Below are 5794 nucleotides of genomic sequence, written 5' to 3'. Positions count from 1 at the left end.
AGTCCGTGGAGTCAACGAAACCGAAATGGGGACGTCCTCTGCGTTTAGAAGGGTCAAAAACAGCAGCGGAGTCGCTACGCGTTAGCAGCCGTCCTCGGGCTCGGGCTCCGGTTCTTCTTCCGGACAGTCCTCGCGTCCGGACAGTCGTCCTTAGCGTCCGTATCGTCGTCTTCCGACTTCTCGTCGGCGTCTTCCTCCGATTCTTCGTCGACATCATCTTCCGGTTCCTCGTTGACGTCGTCTTCTTCCGGCTCTTCCTTCGGTTCCTCGGAAATAAGGAGGTATGAATGAATTTCATATCTTCGTGTCCCATCGCTCGAGCGCTCCGCAAGAGCGATATCGGTTCCGGCGGAGTGAACGGACGAATGAGCATTATCGCGGAGTTCACCGTCCCGTCCTCGGAGTTCGTCTTCGGTGACGTCTTCACCGAGGCGCCCGACACCACCATCGAACTCGAGCGCATCGTCCCCGCGACGGGGTCGATGATGCCGTACTTCTGGGTTCGGTGTGACGACCCGGAGGAAGTCGAACGGGCGATTCGAACGCATCCGGCGGTTCACGATCTGACGCGGCTGGATTCGGTCAACGATTACGCGCTCTACCGGGCGACCTGGGACGGCGACGTTCACGACCTGCTGTACGGGATCGGCGAGACCGACGGGGTGATCCTCGAGGCCTACAGCACCGACAGCTGGTTTTTTCGGCTGCGGTTCCCGAACCACGACGCGCTGGCGGGGTTTTACAACTTCTGTACGGACCACGCGATCTCGCTTCACCTCGAGCGCGTCTACTCGCTGTCCGAACACGTCAACTCGGGGCGACAGCTGGGGCTGACGCCGGAACAGCGCACGGCGCTCGTGCTGGCGCTCAACCGGGGGTACTTCGACACGCCGAGCGAGGCCTCCCTGTCGGAACTCGGCGCCGAACTCGGAATCAGCCAGCAGGCGATGTCCAAACGGATCCGGGGTGGGACCAAGCAGGTCCTCACCACCGTGTTACTCGACTCGGTCGACAGAGCCCCGCGATAGCGCCCGGGATATAAAATCGTTGTTCGGACTACCCCTCGTACTATCCTGGTTGTCCCGGACGTGTTCGTACAGGATGAGTGGCTCCCACCCCGCCGGTCCCGGCGTCGAACCGCTGGCGTCCGATCGTCGCCGACGGATACTTCGAGTCCTTCGCTCGGGAGGCGAATCGCTGTCCGTGACCGACCTCGCGACGCGTCTCGCAACGGAGAGGGGACCGTCACGCGAACGGAAGGACGCGGCCTGCGAGCGAGTGCGAATCGAACTGGTCCACGCTGATCTGCCGAAGCTGGCGGATTCGGGGCTCGTCGAGTGGGACAGCGAACGGCGCGTGGTCCGCGCGACCGACGCTCGAGGACGCGACGACGAGGATCGGCGAGGCGAATTCGGGCGGGCCGGTGCCGGCGACGATCGGCTCGAGGAGTGGCTGTGCTGTCCGAACTGCGGCGACCGCGACGCGATTCGCGTCTACCCCGGGTCGGACCTCGGACTCGAGTGCTCCGAGTGCGGATACGGGGACGCGGTCTCGCTCGAGCGACGACTCGAAAACCGGTCCGACGGTTCCCAACCGAGTCCGCCCGACCCCAGTGACACAAGCAGCCGCGAGCAGGCGCTCGAGGCCTCGAACGAGCGATTAGAGCAGTTCGCCTACGCTGCGAGTCACGACCTCCAGGAACCGCTGCGGATGGTCTCGAGTTACCTCCGGCTGATCGAGGGGCGCTACGAGGACGACCTCGACGAGGAGGGCAAGGAGTTTCTGGCCTACGCGGTCGACGGCGCCGAACGGATGCGGGCGATGATCGACGGACTGCTCGCGTACTCGCGGGTTGAAACGCAGCGAAGCCCGTTCGAACCGATCGATCTCGGGGCGGTGCTCGAGGACGTGTACAAGGATCTGGAGGTTCGGATCGAGGAGACCGACGCCGAGATCGCCGTCGGGGAGTTGCCCCGCGTCGTAGGCGATCGAAACCAGCTGCGACAGCTGTTTCAGAACCTCCTCTCGAACGCTCTCGAGTACAGCGGCGACGAACGGCCGGTCGTCCGAGTCGAGGCCGAGCGCGACGATTCGGAGTGGCGCGTCTTCGTCCGCGACGAGGGAATCGGGATCGAACCGCAAAACCAGAAGCGGATCTTCGACGTCTTCGAGCGGCTCCACGGCTACCACGAACGACGGGGGACAGGGATCGGGCTCGCGATCTGCGAGCGGATCGTCGAACGCCACGGCGGCGAGATCCGGGTCGACTCCGAGCCCGGCGAGGGATCGGCGTTCGTGCTGACGCTGCCGGCACTCGGGAACCGTCCGTGACCGGGTTCTCGGCCGAGTTGCGATCGGGTGAGATCGAACCGACCGCCCTCGAGTCGACCGCGCGGCGGGACCGAACCCGAACGGCTATTGTCGAACGGGGTCCACGTCCGCGCGTGAACACCGTGTGCGCGCTCGAACGACCGCTGCCGACGGGATCGCTATGAGAGTCGTCTCTCTTGCGGGGCCGAGCGATTCGGGCAAGACGACGCTCGTCGAGGAACTCGTCCCGCAGCTGACCGAGGAGGCTCGAGTCGCGACCGTCAAGTCGATCCACCACGATATCGAGATCGACACGCCGGGCGCCGACACCCACCGTCACCGAACCGCGGGCGCCGAGACGGTCGTCGGCGTCACGCCCGCGCTCACCTTCGACATCACCGCCCGCGGGAAGCGCGATCCGCCCGACGAACCCGATGCCGAGTTCTTCCGGACCGACGATCCCGAACTCCGAGCGCTCTCGAGGGTGCTCACCCGCCTCGAGGGTCGCGGCTACGACGTGGTCGTTGTCGAGGGCTTTACCGAGGCGCCGCTGCCGACGATCCTCGTCGGCGATCGCGATCCCGGGGCGGTCGGCGGCGAGGTCGTCGGACGGGGGAGCGAGGACCTCGCGGGGCTCGTCGAAACCGTGCTAGGGCTCGAGCCGCTCGCGACGCGCGTGGAATCATCGGACGCCGACGAGTCCTGATCCGCGGGTCGCCAGGCTCGCAGGCGCCGTCCGATCACCGTCCGTTCCATCACGATTACCATAGATAAAAGTGATTGTATCTAACAGTTGATTTTCACCAACGGAGGTGCTGATAAATTTGGAAGTGCGGTTATTGTGTTTCCTCGTGTATCCGTGAGTGAGAACAATGACATCCATTGCGGACCTCGAGATTCCGGGCGACGGAACCGGGCTGGCCGAGCTGTTCGACGCCGTTCCCTCGCTGACCTGCGAGATGGAGCAAGTCATCGCCTCGAGCGGTCACGGACTGTGGCTGTCCGGGCCCTCACAGGAGGAGATCGAAGCCGCGATGACCGACGCCGGCGCGATCGAAGACTACTCGCTGATCAGCAGCGACGACGACCGGTGGCTGTACGACGTCGAGTTCGACCCCGAGACGATCGACCCGTTCGAACTCGTCCTCGAGGAGGGCGGCACCGTCCTCAGCGCGTCGGCCTCGGGCGGCTCCTGGCTCCTGAGCGTACGCGTCCTCGAGCGCGAGGACGTCAGCTCGCTGTACGATCGCCTCGTCGACAACGACGTGACGCCGACGATCGTCCGTCTGTTCGACGTCGCTGACGAGAGCCACTCCCAGTGTGGCCTCACCCAGCGCCAGTACGAGACGCTGGTCGCGGCGATCGACCACGGCTACTTCGAGATCCCCCGCGAGGTCTCGATGCAGGAGCTCTCCGAGGAGCTCGGCATCTCCCACCAGGCGCTCTCCGAGCGCCTGCGCCGGGCCTACCGGGCGCTGGTCACCTCCGAACTCAACGTCGCCGAGGAGGAGGCGACCGCCCCGCCGGTCCCGTCCGACTAACGCCACCCCGTACCCGTCCGCTCCCGTTTTCGCTGCCCGCTTTCCTCTCGCCGTCGCCCACGCGACCGGCCACACCGCCTACTGTTATTAGCCGTCCGCGACGTGTTGGCGTATGCACGTCGATACCGACGACGGCGTTCTCGAGATCAGGTTCGATCGACCGGGCGTCCTCAACGCGATGAGCCAGGCGGTCGCCACGGAGCTAGCCGAGACGATCGAGCGGGCCGATCCCGACGACCACCACGCGATCGTCATCTCCGGGGAGGGCGACGCGTTCAGCGCCGGCGGCGACATCGAGGCGATGGCCGAACCACCCAGCCCGCCCCGCGAGTCCTACGAGGAGGTCACCGAGACGTTCGGTCGGGTTGTCGAGGCGATGCTCGAGTCGCCGGTTCCGATCGTCGCGAAGGTAAACGGCGACGCCATCGGTGCGGGGCTGGCTATCGTCGCCCTCTCGGATATCGCCTACGCCAGCGCGGACGCCACCTTCTCCTGTGCGTTCGTCAGGGTCGGGCTCATTCCCGACACCGGCGGCACGTTCATGCTCCCCCACATCGTCGGCCTGCGGGCGGCGAAGAAGCTCGCGTTCACCGGAGAGTTCTTCGACGCCGAGCGGGCGGCCGACCTCGAGCTGGTCAACGAGGCCGTTCCCGCCGAGGACCTCGACGACCGGGTGCGAGAGACGGTTGACCGACTCGGACGCCGGCCGACCGACGTAATCGGGATGACCAAACAGGCCCTCCACGAGAACATGGCCCGCCACTGGCGGGAGGCCGCGGACTACGAGAACACGCTGCAGGTCCAGGCCCGCGGCTCGGACTCCCACGAGGAGGGCGTCGCGGCCTTCCTCGAGGGGCGTGAACCCGAATTCAACGAGTAGTTGACGGACGGCCGATTTCGCCCGCGAGAACACTCGAGTCGCAAGCCACCGCAAGCAACACCATTGTACGGTTCTTCGTCGTGTTTCAAATCGCAATGTCCCCAGAGTTTACCGACGACGACATCGGAAAGACAGTGATCAACGCCGACGGCGAGGAGGTCGGTCTCGTCGCCGACGTCGAACACGGCACCGCACACGTGGAACCGGACCCCGGAATCACGGACACGATCAAGGCGAAACTCGGGTGGGGCGACACCGACGAGGACGCCTACCCCCTGCAGGAGCCCGCGGTCGCCGAGGTAACCGACGACGAGGTCCACCTCGAGCGCGACCTCGAGTCCGGCGCCGGAGCCGGAACCGGAGCGGCCGGTGCCGGGACGGCTGCCGGCGCGGAAGCGGCGACCGGCGCTACCGACACGGCGGACCGAGGCGACGACGACCTCATCGGCGACGACGACGACGAGTTCGTCGGCGACGATGACGACGACCTCATCGGTGACGACGACGACGATCTGATCGGTGACGACGACGATGACCTCATTGGCGACGATGACGACGACCTCATCGGTGACGACGACGACCGTCGCGGTGACGATGACGATCTGATCGGCGACGACGATGATGACCTCATCGGCGACGACGACGATGATCTGATTGGCGATGACGACGACGACCTGATCGGCGACGACGACGATGATCTCATCGGCGATGATGATAACCGCCGCGGTGACGATGACGACCTAATTGGCGACGACGATGACGACCTCATCGGCGATGACGACGACGACCTGATTGGCGACGACGATGACGACGACCTCATCGGCGACGACGACGATGATCGCCGCCGCGACACGCGATAACGTCGCGGATCGACTCTTCGCTCGAGCGAAGGCTCGACTTTCCCGATCGCTCGCCGTTCGGAGTACCGATCAGTACCACAGGGGACGTTTCGAACTCGAGAATCGCGTTCCGAGGACGGAGGGCCGTCTCATACGGATTGCTGTAACGATTTACCGGCGCAACCGCCGCACGGGTCGCGGTTGCGCCGGTAATGACTTACAGT

The 5794-nt window shown here is 65.3% G+C and carries 6 protein-coding genes and 1 pseudogene; all 7 read left to right on the top strand.

Annotated elements, in window-relative coordinates; all coding sequences use genetic code 11:
- A partial coding sequence (locus ACNA7R_RS18970; RefSeq protein ID WP_416285079.1) for a hypothetical protein occupies positions 1–287 on the top strand: 287 nt, incomplete at its 5' end.
- A 78-nt stretch (positions 288–365) separates the two neighbouring features.
- Positions 366–1028 carry a helix-turn-helix domain-containing protein gene (locus tag ACNA7R_RS18965; protein WP_416285078.1) on the top strand — a complete coding sequence of 221 codons (663 nt, stop codon included), beginning with the start codon at positions 366–368 and terminating at the stop codon, positions 1026–1028.
- Positions 1029–1632: 604 nt separating this feature from the next.
- Positions 1633–2331: pseudogene (locus ACNA7R_RS18960) on the top strand (sensor histidine kinase); the annotation flags it as partial.
- 160 nt (positions 2332–2491) lie between these two features.
- Positions 2492–3016 (top strand): molybdopterin-guanine dinucleotide biosynthesis protein B, encoded by a 525-nt coding sequence (gene mobB, locus ACNA7R_RS18955; RefSeq protein WP_416285077.1) that lies wholly within the window; start codon positions 2492–2494, stop codon positions 3014–3016.
- Between the two features lie 166 nt (positions 3017–3182).
- Positions 3183–3851, top strand: a complete 669-nt coding sequence (locus ACNA7R_RS18950; protein WP_416285076.1) for a helix-turn-helix domain-containing protein — start codon at positions 3183–3185, stop codon at positions 3849–3851.
- A 112-nt stretch (positions 3852–3963) separates the two neighbouring features.
- A complete protein-coding gene (locus tag ACNA7R_RS18945) occupies positions 3964–4731 on the top strand; it encodes an enoyl-CoA hydratase/isomerase family protein (protein ID WP_416285075.1) in 768 nt (255 codons plus the stop codon).
- Between the two features lie 95 nt (positions 4732–4826).
- A complete protein-coding gene (locus ACNA7R_RS18940; RefSeq protein WP_416285074.1) occupies positions 4827–5591 on the top strand; it encodes a PRC-barrel domain containing protein in 765 nt (254 codons plus the stop codon).
- Positions 5592–5794: the final 203 nt, after the last annotated feature.

Origin of the sequence: Natronococcus sp. (genome assembly GCF_047921035.1) — an archaeon.
In the GTDB taxonomy this organism is placed as follows: Archaea; Halobacteriota; Halobacteria; order Halobacteriales; family Natrialbaceae; genus Natronococcus.
Note: the sequence above shows the minus strand (reverse complement) of the source record. Positions and strands in the feature narration are given on the sequence as shown.

Bases quoted from the DNA above. Each gene is read 5' to 3' on its own strand.
- ACNA7R_RS18965 (WP_416285078.1), top strand. From the start codon at position 366: ATGAGCATTATCGCGGAGTTCACCGTCCCGTCCTCGGAGTTCGTCTTC.
- mobB (WP_416285077.1), top strand. From the start codon at position 2,492: ATGAGAGTCGTCTCTCTTGCGGGGCCGAGCGATTCGGGCAAGACGACG.
- ACNA7R_RS18950 (WP_416285076.1), top strand. From the start codon at position 3,183: ATGACATCCATTGCGGACCTCGAGATTCCGGGCGACGGAACCGGGCTG.
- ACNA7R_RS18945 (WP_416285075.1), top strand. From the start codon at position 3,964: ATGCACGTCGATACCGACGACGGCGTTCTCGAGATCAGGTTCGATCGA.
- ACNA7R_RS18940 (WP_416285074.1), top strand. From the start codon at position 4,827: ATGTCCCCAGAGTTTACCGACGACGACATCGGAAAGACAGTGATCAAC.